The sequence below is a fragment of the Halomonas caseinilytica genome, assembly GCF_001662285.1.
GTDB lineage: Bacteria > Pseudomonadota > Gammaproteobacteria > Pseudomonadales > Halomonadaceae > Halomonas > Halomonas caseinilytica.
This window is the reverse complement of record NZ_BDEO01000002.1, coordinates 169,538-189,490: the sequence shown is the minus strand read 5'-3', so window position 1 is coordinate 189,490 and position 19,953 is coordinate 169,538. Positions and strand designations below refer to the sequence as shown.

Below are 19,953 nucleotides of genomic sequence, written 5' to 3'. Positions count from 1 at the left end.
GGCCGAAATGTCAGACGCGATTGCAGGTTCATTGTACGTGGTCGCCACGCCGATTGGGAATCTGGAGGACCTCAGCCCTCGTGCCGCCCGACTGTTGGGGGAGGTGGGACTGGTGGCCGCGGAAGATACCCGGCATACGTCACGTCTCTTGCGGCATCTGGGCATTGCGCCGGCCCTGGTGTCCTTGCACGAGCATAACGAGTCAGCCCGGGTCGAGTATATCGATGCACGCCTGGCCACCGGTGAGGACGTTGCCCTGGTCAGCGATGCCGGTACGCCTCTGATCAGCGATCCGGGGTTCGTGCTGGTGCGGGAGTTGCGGGCTCGTGGGCGTCGCGTGGTGCCGGTGCCGGGAGCGTGCGCTTTGGTGGCGGCGCTCTCGGCGGCCGGCCTGGCCACCGATCGCTTCCTGTTCAACGGCTTCTTACCGGCCAAGGGGGGCGCCCGTCGGGCCCGCCTGGAGGCATTGGTCGAGCATGAGGAAAGCCTGGTGTTCTATGAATCGCCGCACCGTATCGGTGCCACGCTTGCCGATCTCGCGACGGTCTTCGGCGAGCGTCGCCTGGTACTGGCCCGGGAATTGACCAAGACGTTCGAAACCTTCCTTGATGGCAGTGCCGCTACCTTGATGGCTCGATTGGAGGCGGATCCCGATCAGGCGCGCGGTGAATTCGTGGTGATGGTGGAAGGTGCCGCGCCACGCTCGGTCGGCGAGGTGGTCTCGGTCGAGGCCGATGCGCTGTTGACGTCGTTGTTGTCCGAAGGGGTCGGCGTCAAGCAGGCGGCCGGTGTGGCCGCGCGCTTGCTGGGTGGTGCCAGGAAAAGCTGGTATGCCCGGGCACAGCGGCTCAAGGACGGGGATTGAGGGGGTGTCGTGGCACTGGTATGCTTGCGCTCGGGAGTTGGCCAGACAGTCGCCGCCGGTCGCCGTTTCGGCGGTCGGGGGAGGAAAGTCCGGGCTCCACAGGGCAGAGTGCCAGGTAACGCCTGGGCGGCGCGAGCCGACGGAAAGTGCAGCAGAGAGTAGACCGCCTACGTCTCTTTCGAGAGACCGGTAAGGGTGAAAGGGTGCGGTAAGAGCGCACCGCGCGCCTGGCAACAGTGCGTGGCACGGTAAACCCCACTCGGAGCAAGACCAAATAGGAACCCGATGGCGTGGCCCGCGCTGGGTTCGGGTAGGTTGCTTGAGAACGGCGGTGACGACGTTCCTAGACGAATGACTGTCCCCGACAGAACCCGGCTTATCGGCCGACTCCCCCGAATTCCGCTATCGTTCATGATGAAGCCGTCGCGCACGGTCCCTCCCAAGTTGCCACGAGAGCCGCATGTCGTCACCCGCCTCCGAACAGCCCCCTCGCGGATTTCGCCATGCCAGCGTGTTGCTCGATGGCGCGGTCGAGACCCTGATTCACGACCCGTCGGGGTGCTACCTGGATGGCACCTTCGGGCGGGGCGGTCACTCCCGCGCCATCCTGGAGCGGCTTTCACCGCAGGGCCGCCTGCTCGCCATCGATCGGGATCCTCAGGCCATCGAGGAGGCCGCCGCCATCGAGGATTCGCGGTTTTCGATCGAGCGCGGCGATTTCGCCCGTCTCGGGACCTATGCCGAGGCGCATGGCCTGCATGGCAAGCTCGATGGCATCCTGCTCGATGTCGGCGTTTCCTCGCCGCAGCTCGATGACCCGAAACGAGGCTTCAGCTTCCTGCGTGATGGCCCGCTGGACATGCGCATGGACCCCGAGCACGGCGAGAGTGCCGCGGACTGGATTGCCCGCGCTGCCGAGGACGAGATCGCCCGGGTGTTCAAGACATACGGCGAGGAGCGTTTCGCGCGTCGCCTGGCGCGGGCCATCGTGGCGCGACGGGGCGAGCGTGCCTTCACTCGCACCGCGGATCTCGCTGAGGTGATCAAGGCCGCGCATCCTGCCTGGGAGAAAGGCAAGCATCCGGCGACCCGCGCCTTCCAGGCATTGCGCATCCAGGTCAATGGCGAGCTCGAACAGCTCGACCTGGCTCTGGAGGCGGCGCTTGAAGCCTTGGCGCCGGGCGGTCATCTGGTGGTGATCAGTTTCCATTCGTTGGAGGATCGCCGTGTCAAGCGCTTCATCCGCGACCACGTCCGCGGCGATACTCACTTGCCGCGCGGGATCCCGCTGCGCGATGACCAGATCCAGCGTCGTCTGGAGGCGCTCGGCAAGGCGCGACGTCCTGCCCGTGAAGAGGTCGAGGACAATCCCCGTGCCCGTAGCGCCGTGATGCGCGCGGCACGCAAACGCTATTGAAAGGAGTGACATGGCACAGGGACGCAATGCCTCCAAGACCACGACGCCGGGCTTCGGCTGGCCGGTGCCCCGCCCGCGCCCGACCTTCAAGCTGTTGCTCAACGGAGTGCTGGTGGGGTTATGCCTGGTGTCGGCATTGGCAGTGATCGCCACCAGCCACGAGATCCGCGAACGCTACGTGCGCCTGCAGCAACTCGAGAGCGAGCAGCAACAGCTGCAGACCGAGTGGGGGCAGTTGTTGCTCGAGGAGAGCGCCTGGTCCTCGCCGTCGCGAATCGAGCGGCTAGCCTCGGAGCGTCTGGAGATGCGCCTGCCGGATGTCGATGAAGTGGAGGTGATCCGTCCATGAGCCGAGACGCGTCGAACGGTGTCACGCCGCGCCGTCCTTCCCCCATGGCGCCGATGGGGCGGGCTCGCTATATCGTGATGATGACGCTGGTGCTCGTCGGGCTGGGGTTGCTGGTGGGGCGCATCGTCGATCTGCATGTGTTCGATCACTCCTTCCTGCAGGGCCAGGGCGATGCCCGGACCCTGCGCGTCGACGAAATTCCCGCGCACCGCGGCATGATCACCGACCGCCACGGTGACCCGCTGGCCATCTCGACGCCCGTCGTGACCCTGTGGGCCAATCCGCAGGACTTGCCCGACGACGGTATTCAGCGCCTGAGGCTTGCCCAGGCCCTCGGCCAGGATCTCGATGCGCTCGATGCGCGCATCGAGCGCTACGCCGATCGAGAATTCATGTACCTGCGTCGCCGCATGACGCCGGGCGAGGCCCAGAAGGTGCTCGACCTCCATGTTCCCGGCGTGCACGCGCGACGGGAGTACAAGCGTTATTATCCGGCCGGCGAGGTGACGGCCCAGCTGCTCGGCGTGACCAATATCGACGATCACGGCCAGGAAGGCCTCGAACTGGCCTACCAGCCCTATCTTGCCGGGGTGCCGGGCAAGCGACGGGTGCTCAAGGATCGGCGTGGTCGCCTGGTGCGTGATCTGGAAGTGCTCAAAGAGGCCCAGCCAGGGGGCGATCTGACGTTGTCCATCGACCAGAGCCTGCAGTACATGGCCTATCGGGAACTCAAGGCGGCAGTCGACGAGAACGATGCCGACGGTGGCACCCTGGTGATGCTGGATGCTGACACCGGTGAAGTGCTGGCGATGGCCAACCAGCCGTCCTACAACCCGAACAATCGTGCCGGGCTCGATCCGGAGGGCTTGCGCAATCAGGCCATCGTCGATGTCTTCGAACCGGGATCGGTGATGAAGCCGCTGGCCATGTCGGCGTTGCTGGAAACCGGCAAGTTTCCGCCCGATACCGTCATCGATACCTCGCCGGGCTGGCTGGTGATCGATGGCTACACCATCCGGGACGTCTCCAACAACGGCAAGTTGAGCCTGGCAGGTATTCTGCGCAAGTCTTCCAATATCGGCATGTCAAAGTTGACCCTGCAGCTCGACGAGCCGGTGGTGCCCCAGCGTTATCGGGCGCTTGGCTTTGATCGTGCCCCGGGAACCGGCTTCCCCGGCGAGGCCACGGGCAGTGTGCCGTCACCTCAGGTCTGGTCCAGCAGCCAATGGGCGGCGCTTTCCTATGGCTATGGCTTGTCGGTGTCGGCGTTGCAACTGGCCAGTGCCTATACGGCCATCGCCAACAATGGTCGACGGTTGCCCCCGTCATTGTTGCGCCTGTCCAAGGTGCCCGAGGGCGAGCCGGTCATCGATCCCGCTGTTGCCGATCGCGTGCTCGGCATGATGGACGAGGTGGTGGCGCCCGGTACCGGGGCGCGTCGTGCGCTGGTCCCGGGCTACAGTGTGGCGGGCAAGACGGGCACGGTGCGCAAGACCGGCAGCGGGGGCTATCAGCAGAGCGCCTATCGCTCCTTGTTCGTCGGCATCGCGCCGGTCTCCGACCCGCGTATCATCGCCGTGGTGATGATCGACCATCCGCGCGGGGATTCCTATTATGGTGGGGCCATCGCCGCGCCGGTCTTTTCCCGTGTAGCGGGTAGCGCCCTGCGCATGCTGGATGTTCCCCCCGACCGACCGAGCCAGGACGATGATGCTTGATTCTTCCATCCCGACCCACGAGAGGCTGGCATGCACGTGAATGCATCGCGACTGATGACCGCATTAGCTCGCCAGTGGCCGGAAGGTGCCGCCGCGCTCGAGGCGTTGCAGCTTGCCGGTAACGTCGCGCTTTGTCTGGATAGCCGGGAGCTGGCCGAGGGCGATGTGTTCGTGGCAGTGCCCGGGGTAAGCGTCGATGGCCGCGATTTCATCGACCAGGCTCTGGCGACGGGTGCCGCAGCGGTACTGGCACATGCCGAACTAGATGCGTCACCGTCCTCCGATGCCCGAGTGATCCAGCTGGAGGGGCTGGCAGGAGGGCTCGGCGAGCTGGGGCGGTCGCTGTTCGAGGTACCGGCATCACTGGAACTGATCGGGGTAACCGGTACCAACGGCAAGAGCTCAGTGACGCACTACATCGCTGAACTGAGTCGGCTTTTGGGGCGCGATGCGGGCATGGTCGGTACCCTGGGGCATGGGCGGCCCGGTGCGCTTCGCGAAGGTCGGTTGACCACGCCGGGGCCGCTGGCCCTGCAATCGGCGCTCGGTGAGCTGGCGTCCGACGGTGTCGAGCGTGTGGCCATGGAGGCTTCATCTCATGCCTTGGAGCAAGATCGCCTGTCGGGATGCCGAGTGGCGGCGGCTGTCTTTACCAACCTGAGCCGCGATCATCTCGACTACCACGGTGGCATGGCGGCCTATGCGGCGGCCAAGGCCCGCCTGTTCCAGCGTCCCGAGTTGCGGCTGGCGGTGGTCAATGGCGATGATCCCCTGACTCGCTTGATGCTGGCCGGCTTGCCCGAAGGCGTGCGCGTCCTGGCGGTTGGCGATGACGAGGCGGTCACGCTGCGGGTAGTGGGCATCGAGCCCCTGTCGCAAGGGCAGCGCGCCGTCATCGCCACGCCGGATGGCGAACGGGTGCTGGAAATCCCCCTCATGGGCGTTTTCAACCTCACCAATGTGCTGCTGGCCATCGCGACCCTGTACGGGCTGGGCGAGGATCTCGAGGCACTGTTCAGCGCTGCCGCCGATCTGTCACCGGTGCCGGGGCGGATGCAGGTGATCGAGGATACCCGAGGGCCGACGGTGGTGGTCGACTATGCCCATACGCCGGATGCACTGGAAAATGCCCTTCAGGGGTTGAGGGCGCACTTGCCGGAGCAAGGCCGCCTGTGGTGCCTGTTCGGCTGTGGCGGCGATCGGGACGCCGGCAAGCGGCCCTTGATGGCTGCCGCCGCCGAGCGGCATGCGGACGTGCCGGTGATTACCGACGACAACCCGCGAAGCGAGCCGGCGGCCGCTATCCGTGAGCAGATTCTTGCCGGCCTGAGCGAGCCGGCGCGCCGGTCGGCTCGTATCGAAGCCGGTCGCGCGGCGGCCATCCGTGCGACGATCGCCGAGGCTGATGTCGAGGATGTGATCCTGATTGCCGGCAAAGGCCATGAGACCTATCAGGAAATCGAGGGCGTGCGTCATCCCTTCTCCGATCTCGACGAGGCTCGGGCCGCCCTGGCCGCGCGACATGGGGAGGGTGGCCCGTGAGCGGCGTTGGTTTGGCTTCTCTCGGCGCGGTGGCTCGAGCCTTGGGTGAGCGGCCGCCGGAAAACGATGTCGAGCTGACGGCGATCACGACCGATACGCGCCGGCTGGGGCCGGGCGGCCTGTTCGTGGCACTCATCGGCGAGCGTTTCGATGCCCATGACTTCATTGCTCAGGCGCGCGAGGCCGGGGCGGCGGCGGCGCTGGTGGAGCGGCGTCAGGATGATCCACTGCCGCAACTTGAAGTTGCCGATACCCGGTTGGCGCTCGGGCTTCTGGGACGCGAGCGCCGTCGCGCCTGGGGCGGCCCGCTGGTGGCCGTGACCGGCAACAGCGGCAAGACCACCGTCAAGCAGATGCTGGCGACCATCCTGTCGCGATCCGGAGCGACCCTGGCCACCCGCGGCAATCTCAACAACGATTTCGGTGCGCCCATGACGCTGCTCGAGTTGGCTGACGAGCACCGCCAGGCCGTGGTGGAGCTGGGCGCCAACCATCTGGGGGAGATCGCCTGGACGGCTTCGCTGGCGATGCCCGACGTCGCGGTGATCACCAACGTGACCGGCGCCCATGTCGGCGAGTTCGGCGGCATGGGCCGCATTGCCCAGGCCAAGGGCGAGATTCTGAGCGGATTGTCGGCGGACGGCGTGGCGGTGCTCAATCGTGATGACCGCTACTTCCGGTTCTGGGCAAGCCAGGCGGCACCACGCGAGGTGCTCGACTTCGGACTGGAGGGAGCGGGGCGTCTGCGTGCCGAGACACTGGTCTGCGATGAGTTCGGGCGCTATGCTTTCACGCTATCTTTCGATGGCCGCGAGCTGGGACGGATACAATTGTCGCTGATGGGGCGCCACAATGTGGCCAACGCCCTGGCAGCGGCGGCAGCGGCCCTGGCCCTGCGAGCCGACCCGGCGGAGGTGCTGGCCGGGCTGGAAGAGGTCGAACCGGTGGCCGGCCGGCTCGGTGTGTTCGCCGGACGCGATGGCGCACGCCTGCTGGATGACACCTACAATGCCAATCCTGGTGCCGTGAAGGCGGCGCTGGATACCCTGGTGACGCTGCCGGCGCCCCGTTGGTGTCTGCTGGGCGCCATGGGTGAGCTTGGCGAAATGTCCGCGCATTGGCACGCTGAAGTCGGACGCCACGCGCGGGCATTGGGCATCGATTTTCTCGGCACTCTCGGTGAGGCGGCGCGGCCGGCCAGCCGTGCCTTCGGTGAAGGAGGGTGCCATTTTGACGACAGAGAGGCGCTGACGCGCCATGTTCTCCACCATCTGCCGCCAGGGGCCAGCGTACTGGTCAAGGGATCGCGCAGTGCCGGAATGGAACACGTGGTGACCGCGCTGCGCTCGGATGCATCAAGGTAACGCATTACATGCTGCTTTTTCTGGCTGACTTTCTGGCGCAATTTCAGAGCGCCTTCAACGTATTCAACTATCTGACCCTGCGGATGATCCTGGGGACTCTGACGGCCCTGATCCTTTGCCTCTGGTTGGGGCCGGTGGTCATTCGCCGGCTGGTGGAGCGCCAGATCGGCCAGGCCGTGCGCGATGACGGCCCGCAGTCCCATCTATCCAAGGCCGGGACGCCAACCATGGGCGGGGCCATGATCCTCATGGCCATCGCCGTCAGCACCCTGCTGTGGGGCGATCTCACCAACCACTATGTCTGGGTCGTGCTGGCGGTGACCCTGGGCTTCGGGGCCATCGGCTGGGTCGACGACTACCGCAAGGTGGTGGAGAAGAACCCGCGTGGCCTGCCGGCCCGTTGGAAGTACTTCTGGCAGTCGGTGATCGGCCTGGCAGCCGCGTTCATCCTCTATGTCACCGCCGCCTCGCCGGTGGAAACGAGCCTGATCGTGCCGCTGTTCAAGGAGTTCGTGTTCCCGCTGGGCATCTTCTACATTCTGCTCAGCTATCTGGTGATCGTCGGCAGCTCCAATGCCGTGAACCTCACCGACGGCCTCGATGGGCTGGCGATCATGCCTACCGTGCTGGTGGCCATGGGGCTTGCGGTGTTCGCCTATGCCAGCGGCAACGCGGTGTTCGCCGAGTATCTCCAGATCCCGATGATCCCCGGGGCGGGCGAGCTGGCGGTGTTCTGCGCCACTATTGCCGGCGCTGGCCTGGGCTTTCTGTGGTTCAACACCTATCCGGCCCAGGTCTTCATGGGCGATGTGGGGGCCCTGGCGCTGGGCGCGGCACTCGGTGTCGTGGCGGTCATCGTGCGCCAGGAGATCGTGCTGTTCATCATGGGCGGTATCTTCGTCATGGAAACCGTGTCGGTGATCCTGCAGGTTGGGTCCTACAAGCTGACCGGCCGTCGCATCTTCCGCATGGCGCCGCTGCACCACCACTATGAGCTGAAGGGATGGCCGGAACCACGAGTCATCGTGCGTTTCTGGATCATCACGGTCGTGCTGGTGCTGCTGGGGCTGGCCACGCTGAAGATTCGTTGAGGTTCCCGCGCGGAACCGGAAGTCGTCGTCCATGCGAGGAGCCGTTCATGGTCAAGGTGCCCAAGGGAGTCACGCTGGTGGTCGGGCTCGGTATATCGGGGCGCGCCATCTGTCGTCACCTGGAGCGCCTGGGCCGGCCCTGCATGGTGGCCGATACCCGCGATGCACCGCCGGGGCTCGATGCCTTCAGGGAAGCGCATCCGAACATCGAGGTGCATTGCGGCTCGCTGGCCGATCTCGACATGCGCGAGGCTCGGGAGGTGGTGGTCAGCCCCGGGGTGGATCCGCATCTGCCCGAGCTGGAGGCGCTGAAAGGGCTGGCCGGTGAATCCGGTGACCCAATGGTGGTAGGGGAGATGGCCCTGTTCACGCGTGCCTGTCGTTCCCCCGTCGCGGCCATTACCGGTGCCAATGCAAAGTCCACGGTCACGACCTTGTTGGGCGAGATGGCGGCCGAGGCGGGCTGGCGAGTGGCGGTAGGTGGCAATCTGGGTACCGCCGCTCTGGATCTGCTGGCCGAGGTTCCCGATGCCGAGCTCTATGTGCTGGAGCTGTCGAGCTTCCAGCTCGAGACCACCCCCCGGCTCGGCGCTGCAACGGCAGCCTTTCTCAATCTCTCGGAGGATCATCTGGACCGCCATGGCGACATGGCTGGCTACCGCGCCGCCAAGCTCGGTATCTTTCGCGGTGCCGCGCATGGTGTGGTCAATGCCGAAGATCCGCAGACCTGGCCGGCGAACCCGCTGCCGGCACTCGATCGTTTTTCTACCCATGCGCCCGGCCCCGGGGAATGGGGAATCGCGCCTCACGATGACGGCAATGGATCGCGTACCTGGCTGATGCATGGCGACATGCCCCTGATGCCTGCCGATGCCTTGCGGCTGCAAGGGCTTCATCATCAGGCCAATGCCTTGGCGGCCCTGGCCATGGGGCATCGTCTCGGGCTGCCGATGGCCGACATGGTCAGGGTGCTGGAACGCTTCGGTGGGTTGCCGCATCGTTGCGAATGGATCGCTGATGTCGATGGCGTGCGCTGGATCAATGATTCCAAAGGTACCAATGTCGGAGCGACCCTGGCCGCCATCGCCGGCATCGGGCCGACTCTGGAAGGGCGCGTGATCCTGCTGGCAGGCGGTGTCGGCAAGGGGGCCGATTTCACGCCGCTGGCCGATCCTCTTCGTCGATACGGGCGAGCGGCGATCCTCTTCGGGCGCGATGCGGATCAGCTCGAGGCCGCGCTCGAGGAAGCTCTGCCCTTGCAGCGGGTCGAGGACCTGGCGGCTGCCATGGAGCGGGCCCGCGAGATCGCGGCGCCCGGCGATTGCGTGCTGCTCTCGCCGGCCTGCGCCAGTCTCGACCAATTTCCGGGTTACCAGGCACGTGGCGAGGCTTTCCGGCAGGCCGTCGAGCGACGCTTGAGCAAGGAGGCAACATGAGGCGTCTTTCCCGTTTGCGTGAAGAACTGTCGACCCGGGATCATATCTGCGATGGCTGGTTGCTGGTGGCCACCTTGTCGCTGTTGCTGATCGGCTGGGTCATGGTCACCTCCGCGTCCACGGAGGTCGCTACCAGCCTTACCGGCAACCCTTGGTATTTCAGCATCCGGCATGGCGTCTTTGTGCTCGTGTCCATGGGGATCGCGCTGGTGGTCCTGCGCATACCGCTTGCCTGGTGGAAGGCCAATGGCCCCTTGCTGCTGCTCGTCGGCCTGGCCATGCTGGCCCTGGTGCTGGTGGTGGGCCGCGAGGTCAATGGCAGCCGGCGTTGGCTATCGGTGCCCGGCATCCCCCTGAACCTGCAGGCCTCCGAAATCGCCAAACTCTGCTTGATCGTCTACCTGGCGGGGTATCTGGAGCGCTTTCTGCCCCAGGTACGTCGTCAGTGGGGGGCTTTCCTGCGGCCGCTGATGGTGATGGCGGTCATCGGGATTCTGCTGATCCTCGAGCCGGATTATGGCGCGGTGGTGGTCATGACAGGCTGCGTCATGGGCATGTTGCTGATGGCAGGGGCGCCCTGGGGGCGTTTCCTGCTGTTGATGCTGCTGGTGGCAGCGCTGGGTACCGTGTTGGCCATCGCCGAACCCTATCGCATGGCACGCCTGACCAGCTTCGTTGATCCTTGGGCCGACCAGTTTGCCAGTGGTTATCAGCTCACCCAGGCGTTGATCGCCTTCGGTCGAGGAGAATGGTTCGGTACCGGGCTCGGCAACAGTGTGCAGAAGCTCTTCTATCTTCCCGAGGCTCACACAGACTTCGTGTTCGCCGTGCTGGCCGAGGAGCTGGGCATGGTGGGGGCCATCGCCGTGATCGGCCTGTTCGCCTTGCTGGTGTGGCGTGCCATGGCGGTGGGGCGTCGTGCCGAACTGGCCAAGCGCCCCTTTGCCGCCTATCTCTGCTATGGCATTGCCCTGGTGATAGGCGCTCAGGCGTTCATCAACATTGCGGTGAGCACCGGCATGCTGCCGACCAAGGGATTGACGTTACCGCTGCTCAGCTATGGGGGATCCAGCCTGGTCATCAGTGCGGTGATGGTCGGCATGCTGCTGCGAACGGACATTGAAACGCGGCAGGCCAGACGTCGCGAGCAGCCCACCGCACCGAGGACGAGCGAGGCCCGATCATGAGTGACGACCAGACCCGCCGAGTGTTGATCATGGCCGGAGGCACCGGCGGGCATGTGATACCCGCCCTGTCGCTGGCTCGTGCACTCGGCGAGCGGGGCGTCGAGGTTCAGTGGCTGGGCAGCCCGAAGGGGATCGAGAACCGTCTGGTGCCGGAGGCCGGCATTCCCCTGCACCGCATTGCCGTGAGCGGCTTGCGGGGCAATGGCGTGACCGGGTGGTTGGCCGCGCCCTGGCGGCTGGCGAGGGCGATCTGCCAGGCCCGTCAGGTCATGCGGGATTTCGACCCGCAACTGGTGGTGGGCCTTGGTGGCTTTGCCAGTGGTCCGGGTGGGTTGGCCGCCTGGCTCGGCCGTCGCCCTCTGGTGATTCATGAGCAGAATGCGGTCGCCGGCTTGACCAACCGTGTGCTGTCGCGCCTGGCCAGACGGACCTTCGCGGCCTTTCCCCAAGCCTTTCCTGGGCGTGGCGAGGTGGTCGGCAATCCGGTCAGGAACGACATCGCGGCACTCGGCGAGCAGCCACGAGAGGCCGCCGCGATGCGCGAACGCCCTTTGCGCCTGCTGGTGGTGGGAGGGTCGCTGGGGGCCAAGGCGCTGAACGAGCGGCTTCCCGAGGCTCTGTCGCAGCTCTCGGCCGAGCGTCGCCCCGAGGTGTATCACCAGGCGGGCCGTGACAAGGATGAACCGACCCGAGCAGGCTATGCCGAGTATGCCATCGAGGCGCGGGTGTCGGACTTCATCGACGACATGGCACAGGCCTACGATTGGGCCGATCTGGTGGTGTGTCGTGCCGGCGCCCTGACGGTGGCGGAGCTGGCGGCGGCTGCCAAGCCGGCATTGTTCGTACCGTATCCGCATGCGGTGGATGATCATCAGACGGCCAATGCGTCGGCACTGGTGGAGGAGGGGGCTGCCTCGCTGATGCCCCAGGATGAAATGAGTGCGGCGGCGCTGGCCGAACGGCTGGCGACGCTGCTGGATCCCGATACATTGGCCGCCATGGCGTCACAGGCTCGGCGCTGCGCACGCCTCGATGCCATGGAACGCCTGGCGGCCGGCTGCATGGAGACAGGTTTTGAGTGATGACAGCCTAGGGCCGGTCCCCGGTCAGTCGACCCTGCCCCGTCATGGTCGAGGGTTGGGGATGCGCCGCATCCGGCGTATTCACTTTGTCGGTATCGGCGGAGCCGGCATGTGCGGCATCGCCGAAGTGCTGGCCAATCAGGGATATGCGGTCAGTGGCAGTGACCTCAAGCTCTCGCCGGTGGTGGCACGCCTGCGAGAATGCGGCATTGCGGTTGCCATCGGCCATGCCGAGGAAAACGCCCGGGAGGCCGATGTGGTGGTGGTCTCGACAGCGGTCGACGACACCAACCCCGAGATTCGCTGGGCACAGGAGAATCGCATACCGGTGGTGCGTCGGGCCGAGATGCTCGCCGAGTTGATGCGCTTTCGCCATGGTATCGCCGTGGCCGGTACCCATGGCAAGACGACCACGACCAGCCTGACCGCGACCCTGCTCGGTGAAGGCGGACTCGATCCGACCTTCGTGATCGGCGGTCGCCTGACCAGCGCCGGTGTCAATGCGCGCCTGGGCGAGGGCGACTACCTGGTGGCCGAAGCCGACGAATCGGATGCCTCCTTCCTGCACCTGCAACCCATGGTCGCCATCGTCACCAACATCGATGCCGACCATATGGCGACCTACGGCGGTGATTTCGAGCGACTCAAGCAAACCTTCATCGAGTTCCTGCACAACTTGCCCTTCTATGGGCTGGCGGTACTTTGCATCGATGATGCCAACGTGCGCGGGTTGATCGAGCGGGTCAATCGCCAGTTCGTCACCTACGGGTTCAGCGAGGATGCCGATTATCGGCTCGAGGATTTCAAGCAGAATGGGGGCGAGGTGAGCTTCACCGCACGCCGTCCCGATGGCCTGGCGCCGCTTGCGGTACGCCTGGCCATGCCCGGCGAGCACAACGCCCTGAACGCCCTGGCCGCCATCGCGGTGGCCAGTGACGCGGGAGTCGATGATGCGGCCATTCTGCGCGGCCTGGAGAGCTTTGCCGGCGTCGGGCGTCGTTTCCAGGTGCATGGCCATTTCGCTGCGCCACGAGGCGAGGGCGAGGTCATGCTGGTGGACGATTATGGCCATCATCCCCGGGAAGTGGAGATGGTGATCAAGGCGGTCCGCGACGGTTGGCCCGAGCGTCGTCTGGTGATGGTCTATCAGCCGCATCGCTATTCGCGCACCCGTGACCTGTTCGAGGATTTCGTGCGCGTGCTGGCGGGAGTCGATACGCTGCTGCTGCTGGATGTCTACAGTGCCGGCGAGTCGCCGCTGCCGGGAGCCGATGGCCGTACCCTGGCAGGCTCCATTCGGCAGCGCGGCGAGGTCGATCCGATCTTCGTGCAGGACAAGAGCGAGCTGCCGGAGCTGCTGGCCAAGGTATTGTGCCCCGGTGATATCCTGATCACCCAGGGCGCCGGTGATGTGGGCGGGATCTCCCAGCAGCTTTCCGATGCCAGGCTGGTACTTGACGAGGTGAATCTATGACAGTCGACCATGGACGGGTGGTGGTGCTCTACGGTGGGGATTCCGCCGAACGTGAGGTGTCACTGAAAAGCGGCGAGGCGGTGCTGGGAGCGCTCGAGCGCAGCGGCGTGGCGCCGATCGGCTTTGATCCGGCCGAAGGAGGATTGACGGGACTCGAGGCGCTGGCGCCGGATCGGGTGTTCATTGCCTTGCATGGTCGGGGCGGTGAGGACGGAACGCTGCAGGGCGCCCTGGAATTGCTGGGCATTCCCTATACTGGCAGCGGCGTGCTGGCATCGGCGCTGGGTATGGACAAGCAGCGCACCAAGCTGATCTGGCAGGCCTTGGGGCTGCCGACCCCAGAATGCGTGATGCTGAAGGCCGACGCCGATTGGCAGGCCGTGGTGGAACGTCTCGGGTTGCCGCTGATCGTCAAGCCCGTACACGAAGGCTCGACCCTGGGCATCACCATTGTCGATAGCGCCGAAACCCTGGCGTCGGCCTACCGGGATGCGGCGCGTTATGACACGCGGGTCATGGCCGAGCGTTTCATTCAAGGCGAGGAATATACGGTGTCGCTGATCGGCGACGAGGAATTGCCGGCGATCCGCGTGGAAGTGCCGGGTGGCTTCTATGATTACGAAGCCAAATACCTGTCCGACGAAACGCTTTACCACTTGCCGTGCGGTCTGTCCGAAACGGAAGAGCGAAGGCTGGCCGAGCTCTGTCGTGCGGCCTTCGAGGCCATTGGCTGCCAGGGCTGGGGGCGCGTCGATGTCATGCGCGACGAGCAAGGGCGTTTCTGGTTGCTCGAGGTCAATACCGTGCCGGGCATGACGGATCACAGCCTGGTGCCCCAGGCCGCGGCTCACGCCGGCATTGACTTCGATGCGCTGGTCTTGCGTATCCTCGATACCGCTGGTCGGTGCGACTGATATGGCGCGTCGTTCCTCCCTCATCGGTATTGTGCTGCTGATGCTCTTGCTCGGCGCCGGAGGGCGAGCCCTTTGGCTCTGGCTGGATCGTCCCATCGAGCGCGTCTCCATCGGAGGCGAGTTGCACCATGTCAGTGCCGATTACCTGCGGGATCGCCTGGCGCCGCTCGTCCAGGGACAGACCTGGTTGTCGGTGGATATCGATACCTTGCGGGAGCGAGCCAGGGATATTGGTTGGTTGCACGAGGTGAGGGTGCATCGCGAGTGGCCCAATGCCCTGCGTTTCGAACTGGAAGAGCAGGTGCCGGTAGCGCGCTGGAACGATGATCGGTTGCTGAATGCGCAAGGCGAACCTTTCTCCTTCGCCCCCGTGACGCCGCCGGAGGGATTGCCGGATCTGTCCGGCCCTGAAGGCAGCGGCCCTGAGGTGCTGGCTTATCATGATCAACTGGTGTCGCGTTTTGCCGACCAAGGGCTCGACGTACGCCAGTTGCGGCTTGAGGCGAGGGGGGCCTGGCGCTTCCAGTTGGATGACGGTGTCTGGGTGATGCTGGGACGTAATCATCGCTCTGGGCGCCTGGAACGCTTCGAGGCTGCCTGGCGTCGAGAGCTAGGTGAATGGGCGTCGCACATTCGCTACATCGATCTTCGTTATCCCAATGGTGTCGCCGTTGCCTGGCATGGTGAAACGGAACCCGTCGAAAGCGATTCGAAAGCGGAAGGCTAACCGATCGAATTGCCGAATTGTCCGCCCGACGTGGCCTGGGGGGATTCCTTTAATGCGAAAATAACCGTATCGTTAAGACACGTTTTTCGGTTACGGGCTGGTGGAACGGCGTAAGTTGTTCCTATAATTAGTCCAGATTTTTCGTGACAAACATGCATTTCCCCTAGCGGGTCTGGCTCGAGGAGAATTCCCGGCTCATGGCAGGTCCTTCCAATGTGTCCAATATGGTAGTCGGGCTGGATATCGGAACATCCAAGGTCGTGGCGATCGTGGGGCAGCCCACGGACGATGGCGGAATTGAAATCGCCGGTATCGGCTCCCACCCCTCTCGAGGAATGAAGAAAGGGGTGGTGATCAACATCGAGTCCACGGTGCAGTCGATTCAGCGCGCCGTGGAAGAGGCCGAGCTCATGGCCGGTTGCGATATTCATTCCGTGTACGTGGGAATCGCCGGGAGCCATATCAGCTCGATGAATTCCGACGGTGTGGTGGCGATCAAGGAGCGAGAAGTCGCCTCTTCCGACATCGATCGCGTCATCGATTCGGCCCGTGCGCGGGCCATTTCCGAGGGGCAGCGCGTCTTGCACGTGCTGCCCCAGGAGTTTGCCATCGATACCCAGGGCGGTATTCGCGAGCCCCTGGGCATGTCCGGGGTACGTCTCGAGGCGCGGGTGCATCTGGTCACCGCGGCGCTCAACGCGGTACAGAACATTGAGAAGTGCGTGCGCCGCTGCGGGCTCGACGTGGACGCCATCATCCTCGAGCAACTGGCGTCCAGCCATGCCGTGCTGACCGAGGATGAGCGTGAGCTCGGCGTATGCGTGGTGGATATCGGAGGGGGAACGACCGATATCGCCGTATTCACCGAAGGCGCCATCCGTCATACGGCGGTGATTCCCATCGCCGGGGATCAGGTGACCAACGATATCGCCATGGCGCTGCGCACGCCGACCCAGCATGCCGAGGAAATCAAGGTCAAGTATGCCTGCGCACTGACGCAGATGGCTTCTAGCGACGAAATGATCAAGGTGCCCAGCGTCGGCGATCGGGCGGCTCGCGATCTGTCGCGGCAGTCGCTGGCCGAGGTGGTGGAGCCTCGTTACGAGGAACTTTTCACCCTGGTGCGTGACGAATTGCGGCGCAGCGGTTACGAGGATCTGGTGGCTGCCGGTGTGGTATTGACCGGAGGCACGGCACGCATGGAAGGCGTCGTCGAGTTGGCCGAAGAGATCTTCCACATGCCGGTGCGCATCGCTTGCCCGCAGAATGTCCGCGGGCTGGCCGATGTGGTGCGTAACCCGATTTATTCGACGGGGGTCGGTTTGCTACATTACGCTCTGAATGAGACCCGTCAGGGACTCGGCCATCCGGAGCGCGATGGTGGCTTCTCGGCGCAACCGAGACGGGAAGACGTCTCCCGGCGTGGACCAGAGGAAGGGATTCCGGCGCTGGTAAGGCTCAAGAGCTGGTTCAAAGGAAATTTCTGACAGGGCCGCCCGAGCGGTCCAGGAGACGGGGCTAATGTTCGAACTCGTGGATAGCGCACCTTCTAGCAGTGCGGTTATCAAGGTGATCGGTGTCGGTGGCGGTGGTGGCAACGCCGTCAACCACATGGTCGAGAGCAGCATCGAAGGCGTGGAGTTCATCTGTGCCAATACCGATGCTCAAGCACTGAAGAGCGTGTCGGCCAAGACCGTTCTCCAGCTCGGTAGCGAGATCACCAAGGGCCTGGGAGCTGGTGCCAGCCCCGAGGTCGGCCGTCAGGCGGCCATGGAGGATCGCGAGCGCATCGCCGAGCTGCTGGGTGGTGCCGACATGGTCTTCATCACCGCCGGCATGGGCGGAGGAACCGGAACCGGTGGTGCACCGGTGGTAGCGCAGGTTGCCAAGGAACTCGGCATCCTCACCGTTGCGGTGGTGACGCGTCCCTTCCCCTTCGAAGGGCCCAAGCGGATGCGGGCCGCCGAGGAGGGCATGAAGGAACTCTCCGAGCATGTCGACTCGCTGATCACCATTCCCAACGAGAAGCTGCTGTCGGTGCTGGGCAAGAGCGCCAGCCTGCTGACTGCCTTCAGCGCCGCCAACGACGTCCTGCTCGGTGCCGTTCAGGGCATCGCCGAGCTGATCACCAGCCCTGGCATCATCAACGTCGACTTCGCCGACGTGCGCACCGTGATGTCCGAGATGGGCATGGCAATGATGGGCACGGGGGGCGCGACTGGCGAGAACCGCGCTCGCGAGGCGGCCGAGAAGGCCATCCGCAGTCCCTTGCTCGAAGACATCGATCTGCACGGTGCCCGGGGCATTCTGGTCAACATCACCGCCGGTCCGGATCTCTCCATCGGGGAGTTCAACGACGTGGGTGCCACGGTTCAGGAATTTGCGTCCCAGGATGCGACCATCGTCGTCGGTACTTCCATCGACATGGAGATGAGCGACGAGCTGCGCGTTACCGTGGTGGCGGCCGGCCTGGATGGCCAGCAGCGTCAGACTTCGACGGCGAATCGCGAGGCAACGCGTCGCAGCGATGCGGCTGCCGTGCGGCAACAGGCGGCTGCCAGTCGCGCGCATCAGAACCGTACCGCCGCTGCGTCCAAGCCGGAGCCGCAGGAATCTCCGCGCTCGCAGCCGCAGTCGGATTCGCGCAAGTCTCAGGAGCTGGATGACTATCTGGACATTCCGGCCTTCCTGCGGCGCCAGGCCGATTGACGCGATTTATTGTTCGCATAGGCAGTGGTCGATGATGTTATTTTTGTTGAAACGTGCGTTCGGTGTTATAGTGAACGGTGTTTGATAATCAACGACTGCCTGGCGAACGCCCATGATTAGACAACGCACGCTCAAGAACGTCATTCGCGCCACTGGCGTCGGCCTGCATTCCGGCAAGAAGGTCTACCTGACCCTGCGCCCCGCACCCGTCGACACTGGCATAGTCTTCGTGCGCACCGACCTGGAGCCCGAAGTCCAGATCCAGGCGCGTGCCGAGAACGTCACGGACACGACCCTGTGTACTGCCCTGTCGCAGGATGGTGTCAAGGTGGCGACCGTCGAGCACCTGATGTCCGCCCTTGCCGGCCTCGGCATCGACAATGCCTATGTCGATGTGAGTGCCCCTGAGGTGCCGATCATGGATGGTAGCGCCGGTCCCTTCGTGTTCCTCATCCAGTCGGCGGGCATCGCCGAGCAGGAGGCGCCGAAGAAATTCATCCGCATCAAGCGCGAAGTGATGGTCCGCGAGGGCGACAAGGAAGCGATCTTCCTGCCCCACCAGGGGTTCAAGGTCTCCTTCGCCATCGACTTCGACCACCCGGTGTTCGAGGATCAGAAGCAGACCGCCACGGTCGACTTCTCCACGACCTCCTTCGTCAAGGAGGTATCCCGCGCTCGTACCTTCGGTTTCATGCGCGATCTCGAACACCTGCGCTCGAACAATCTGGCGCTCGGTGGCAGTCTCGACAACGCCATCGTGGTCGATGATTATCGAATCGTGAACGAAGGCGGGCTGCGTTATGACGATGAGTTCGTCAAGCACAAGGTTCTGGATGCCATCGGTGATCTCTACCAGCTGGGGCACAGCCTGATCGGCGAATTCCGTGGCGTGAAGTCTGGTCATGCGCTGAACAATCAGCTGTGTCGCGCGCTGGTCGCCAATCCCCAGGCCTGGGAGATCGTCACTTTCGAAGACGATGCCCAGAAGGCGCCGATCTCCTATGCGGCGCCCGCCATGGCCTGACATCGTCTCGGTGTTTCGTTGCAGCGCAGTCCTTGACCGCCGCCCTTGCCGGGCGGCGGTTTCGTATGGCGGTACGATGTCGGCGGAGTCAGGTTTCCGCGTGTGAGGCGAGGCGCTCCAAGGCGCGTTTCAAGCGGGGGTCGTCGACGTCGGCGGCGCAACTGGACAGCTCATCGGCAGCACGGGCGGGGAGATGGCGTGTCTGGCGTACCGGTGCCTTGGGCGGGCGCACCGGGCGAACCTTGAGGTCGAAGCCGCTGACCGCCTCGAAGCCGGCAAGCTCGTGGAGTCGTTTCAACAGTCGCGGCTGTTCATAGCGGAGTCTCGTCAGCCAGGTGGCGCGGTCCGTGATCAAGGTCAATCGGCCCTGGCGGAAGCCGCCGACATAAAGGTGCTCTCCGAGTTCGGCAGGGAGGTGGGCGCGAAGATGTTCCTGGGCACGCTCGATCAAGCGTGCCGTCCGCATCAATGATCCCAGCTCACCCCGGCCTTCCAGGAGCCTCGACATGGGCTGTGCTCGGAACCGCTTAACCTTTATACTCATCAGCTTGATTCTCGGGGCATCCCCCTGACGTGATTCTCGGTCGCCGCGCCGCCTTGGGCGGATGTCGACGACCTTACGACAGCCAGAGCCTAGCACGCACGGGAGTTTCTCGACAGCATGGCCTCTCTTTCCACGGACATTCGCGCCCCTTCGGCGCCGTCGCGACGCCCTCGAGGCGCGCCGGCGCGCTGGTGGCTGGCCGGGTTGCTGGTGGGCTGCCTGTTGCCGGCGGGTCTGGCCCAGGCTGAGTGGCGTCCTGTCGAACGTGTCGTGCAGATGTGCATCCTGGCGCCGGCCCTGATCCGTGCCAGCTCCCGGCAACTCCAGGCAAGGCGCCGCTCGCGGCGCCGCTGGCTGTCCCGGATGGCGCCTTGTCGTCCGGTCGGGCAGCCCCTTCCAGTGGTATGCCGTGAGCCGCTGCGGGCCGTCGCGGCCCATGATGTCCTGACGCGCCGTGGCCCGCCATCCCTCCTGTCGGGATGAGCGACGAAGCGGCCGGACCCGAGAGCC

General features: G+C 64.7%; 18 protein-coding genes and 1 other RNA gene. 18 read left to right on the top strand and 1 reads right to left on the bottom strand.

Annotation, left to right across the window (positions count from 1 at the left end):
• Positions 1-7 precede the first annotated feature (7 nt).
• The 17 genes from rsmI to lpxC all read left to right on the top strand — a co-directional run bounded on the left by rsmI (position 8) and on the right by lpxC (position 18,899).
• Positions 8-865: a 16S rRNA (cytidine(1402)-2'-O)-methyltransferase gene (rsmI, locus tag HSDC_RS04925; protein WP_064698821.1), complete on the top strand. Its 858-nt coding sequence runs from the start codon at positions 8-10 to the stop codon at positions 863-865.
• A gap of 33 nt (positions 866-898) precedes the next feature.
• Positions 899-1,260, top strand: an RNA gene (gene rnpB / locus HSDC_RS04920) — RNase P RNA component class A.
• 65 nt (positions 1,261-1,325) lie between these two features.
• A complete protein-coding gene (gene rsmH / locus HSDC_RS04915) occupies positions 1,326-2,282 on the top strand; it encodes a 16S rRNA (cytosine(1402)-N(4))-methyltransferase RsmH (RefSeq protein ID WP_064698820.1) in 957 nt (318 codons plus the stop codon).
• Between the two features lie 10 nt (positions 2,283-2,292).
• Positions 2,293-2,631: a cell division protein FtsL gene (ftsL, locus tag HSDC_RS04910; RefSeq protein WP_064698819.1), complete on the top strand. Its 339-nt coding sequence runs from the start codon at positions 2,293-2,295 to the stop codon at positions 2,629-2,631.
• Positions 2,628-4,349: a peptidoglycan D,D-transpeptidase FtsI family protein gene (locus HSDC_RS04905; RefSeq protein WP_064698818.1), complete on the top strand. Its 1,722-nt coding sequence runs from the start codon at positions 2,628-2,630 to the stop codon at positions 4,347-4,349. The genes ftsL and HSDC_RS04905 overlap by 4 nt, the downstream gene beginning before the upstream one ends.
• A gap of 30 nt (positions 4,350-4,379) precedes the next feature.
• Entirely contained in the window at positions 4,380-5,891 is a 1,512-nt protein-coding gene (locus HSDC_RS04900) for a UDP-N-acetylmuramoyl-L-alanyl-D-glutamate--2,6-diaminopimelate ligase (protein ID WP_064698817.1), read from the top strand.
• On the top strand, positions 5,888-7,255 hold the full coding sequence (locus HSDC_RS04895) for a UDP-N-acetylmuramoyl-tripeptide--D-alanyl-D-alanine ligase (protein ID WP_064698816.1): 1,368 nt from the start codon (positions 5,888-5,890) through the stop codon (positions 7,253-7,255). Before HSDC_RS04900 ends, HSDC_RS04895 begins: the two co-directional genes overlap by 4 nt.
• Positions 7,256-7,263: 8 nt before the next feature.
• Entirely contained in the window at positions 7,264-8,346 is a 1,083-nt protein-coding gene (gene mraY / locus HSDC_RS04890; RefSeq protein WP_064698815.1) for a phospho-N-acetylmuramoyl-pentapeptide-transferase, read from the top strand.
• Between the two features lie 47 nt (positions 8,347-8,393).
• Positions 8,394-9,782, top strand: coding sequence for a UDP-N-acetylmuramoyl-L-alanine--D-glutamate ligase (gene murD / locus HSDC_RS04885; protein ID WP_064698814.1), 1,389 nt, complete (start codon positions 8,394-8,396; stop codon positions 9,780-9,782).
• Positions 9,779-10,969 (top strand): putative lipid II flippase FtsW, encoded by a 1,191-nt coding sequence (gene ftsW / locus HSDC_RS04880; protein ID WP_064698813.1) that lies wholly within the window; start codon positions 9,779-9,781, stop codon positions 10,967-10,969. Before murD ends, ftsW begins: the two co-directional genes overlap by 4 nt.
• Positions 10,966-12,051, top strand: coding sequence for an undecaprenyldiphospho-muramoylpentapeptide beta-N-acetylglucosaminyltransferase (gene murG / locus HSDC_RS04875; protein ID WP_064698812.1), 1,086 nt, complete (start codon positions 10,966-10,968; stop codon positions 12,049-12,051). The genes ftsW and murG overlap by 4 nt, the downstream gene beginning before the upstream one ends.
• A 61-nt stretch (positions 12,052-12,112) precedes the next feature.
• Positions 12,113-13,525: a UDP-N-acetylmuramate--L-alanine ligase gene (murC, locus tag HSDC_RS04870; protein ID WP_064698811.1), complete on the top strand. Its 1,413-nt coding sequence runs from the start codon at positions 12,113-12,115 to the stop codon at positions 13,523-13,525.
• The gene (locus HSDC_RS04865) at positions 13,522-14,439 is read left to right on the top strand and encodes a D-alanine--D-alanine ligase (protein WP_064698810.1); all 918 of its coding nucleotides are present in this window, start codon (positions 13,522-13,524) and stop codon (positions 14,437-14,439) included. The genes murC and HSDC_RS04865 overlap by 4 nt, the downstream gene beginning before the upstream one ends.
• A 1-nt stretch (position 14,440) precedes the next feature.
• Positions 14,441-15,166 (top strand): cell division protein FtsQ/DivIB, encoded by a 726-nt coding sequence (locus tag HSDC_RS04860; protein WP_064698809.1) that lies wholly within the window; start codon positions 14,441-14,443, stop codon positions 15,164-15,166.
• A 197-nt stretch (positions 15,167-15,363) separates the two neighbouring features.
• Positions 15,364-16,653, top strand: coding sequence for a cell division protein FtsA (ftsA, locus tag HSDC_RS04855; RefSeq protein WP_064698808.1), 1,290 nt, complete (start codon positions 15,364-15,366; stop codon positions 16,651-16,653).
• A gap of 34 nt (positions 16,654-16,687) precedes the next feature.
• Positions 16,688-17,875 (top strand): cell division protein FtsZ, encoded by a 1,188-nt coding sequence (gene ftsZ, locus HSDC_RS04850; protein WP_064698807.1) that lies wholly within the window; start codon positions 16,688-16,690, stop codon positions 17,873-17,875.
• Positions 17,876-17,987: 112 nt separating this feature from the next.
• Positions 17,988-18,899 (top strand): UDP-3-O-acyl-N-acetylglucosamine deacetylase, encoded by a 912-nt coding sequence (gene lpxC, locus HSDC_RS04845; RefSeq protein ID WP_064698806.1) that lies wholly within the window; start codon positions 17,988-17,990, stop codon positions 18,897-18,899.
• Positions 18,900-18,987: 88 nt separating this feature from the next.
• Here lpxC and HSDC_RS04840 read toward each other — a convergent pair whose 3' ends face one another.
• Positions 18,988-19,407 (bottom strand): DUF721 domain-containing protein, encoded by a 420-nt coding sequence (locus HSDC_RS04840; protein WP_082919948.1) that lies wholly within the window; start codon positions 19,405-19,407, stop codon positions 18,988-18,990.
• Positions 19,408-19,560: 153 nt separating this feature from the next.
• Between HSDC_RS04840 and HSDC_RS04835 the strand changes: the two genes are divergently transcribed.
• Entirely contained in the window at positions 19,561-19,926 is a 366-nt protein-coding gene (locus HSDC_RS04835) for a hypothetical protein (RefSeq protein ID WP_064698804.1), read from the top strand.
• The last annotated feature ends 27 nt before the right edge of the window (positions 19,927-19,953 follow it).